This is a genomic window from Blautia sp. AF19-13LB (assembly GCF_003479105.1).
Lineage (GTDB): Bacteria > Bacillota > Clostridia > Lachnospirales > Lachnospiraceae > Fusicatenibacter > Fusicatenibacter saccharivorans.
This window is the reverse complement of the sequence record NZ_QUGO01000066.1, coordinates 1-1,109: the sequence shown is the minus strand read 5'-3', so window position 1 is coordinate 1,109 and position 1,109 is coordinate 1. Positions and strand designations below refer to the sequence as shown.

Sequence of the window (1,109 nt, the reverse complement as noted above, 5' to 3'; positions counted from 1 at the left end):
GTTTTTTCAATAGTTCCTGCGTGTCCTGCCTGTGAAAAATGAGTTTCAACAACAGCATGACATCATCATCTGTCAGGCGTTCCGGCTCTTGCAGAAAACTTTCCAGCATACCGCCACGGGTACAGAGCCGGTGCGTCCGTTCCTTTCGGGTAAGCTGTTTCAACTGGTGCTGCAATGCCTTTTCATCATTGATGGCTTTCCGCAGTTTCTTTTCGCTTTTTTCCAACTCCCGATTGAGTTTTTCCAGCTTTGAGGTATCAGGCAAGGGCAGCGTCCTCCTTTCCCGGTATCAGCACATAAATCCGGTTTGGTTCTCCAATGCCCTGACGCACCCGCATGATAAGTCCGGCAGTTTCCAGTTCATTCAGAGAACGCTTGACCGTCATGGAGCTGCGGGACAGGACTGCGGCAATGGCTGTGACAGGGAAGCAGACAAACAGGATTCCGTTCTCGTCCTCCTGCCCTTTGGATAACATAGCGTCCAGCATCCGGCAGTACATGACCTTTGCGGTGCTGCTGACTGGAAATCCTGTCAACGCTTTGGGAAATGGCATACAGGGTGGCAAGGGTGTGTCTATCGTCATAAATTCAAAATTCATTCGGTGTGTTTCTCCTTTTTCTTTGCTCGTTTGGATAAATAACGGGGGCAGTCAATCACAACCGCCCGGAAGCTCTGCTTGCACCCATGCTGGCATTTCCGGCATAATTCGTTGTAAGTGACACGCCCCCGGTCATTGAGGTAAAAGGAAAGCTCATACTTCCTCTTTTTGCTCATTCTCGGCATATTGCGCTTCCTCCCGTTTTAGTGTATGGTTTCGGGGCGATTTTCGGCAAAAACATAGCCATAGAGCCGCTTAAAATCTCCCGAAGTATCAGCGATAGGGTAGACTGTCCCCCTATCAGATTGTCGTGTTTCGGTATCATCTCGGTGTCAGTTCGCCAGTTCTCCCCGGTGTCGTTCCTCCCCTGAATCTCACAGCGGCGTATCGCTCCCTTTGGTACGCTCGTTTCGGTCAGGGTTCCTCCACATCCCTGCCAAAAGTCATGGCACTACATCGCCGGGGAAGCATATCCCACACAGGCTGGTCATTCGATTGGAATAATCCATC

Annotated in this window: 3 protein-coding genes; all 3 read right to left on the bottom strand. The window is 50.6% G+C overall.

Annotated elements, in window-relative coordinates:
* A partial coding sequence (locus DWX32_RS19275) for a DUF3847 domain-containing protein (protein WP_118660890.1) occupies positions 1-265 on the bottom strand: 265 nt, incomplete at its 3' end.
* A complete protein-coding gene (locus tag DWX32_RS19270) occupies positions 258-599 on the bottom strand; it encodes a DeoR family transcriptional regulator (protein ID WP_005929943.1) in 342 nt (113 codons plus the stop codon). The genes DWX32_RS19270 and DWX32_RS19275, both read right to left, overlap by 8 nt.
* Positions 596-784 (bottom strand): hypothetical protein, encoded by a 189-nt coding sequence (locus DWX32_RS19265; RefSeq protein WP_118660889.1) that lies wholly within the window; start codon positions 782-784, stop codon positions 596-598. The genes DWX32_RS19270 and DWX32_RS19265 overlap by 4 nt, the downstream gene beginning before the upstream one ends.
* Positions 785-1,109: the final 325 nt, after the last annotated feature.

Excerpts from the sequence above, each read along its gene's own strand:
- DWX32_RS19270 (WP_005929943.1), bottom strand. The coding sequence starts at position 599 with ATGAATTTTGAATTTATGACGATAGACACACCCTTGCCACCCTGTATG.
- DWX32_RS19265 (WP_118660889.1), bottom strand. The coding sequence starts at position 784 with ATGCCGAGAATGAGCAAAAAGAGGAAGTATGAGCTTTCCTTTTACCTC.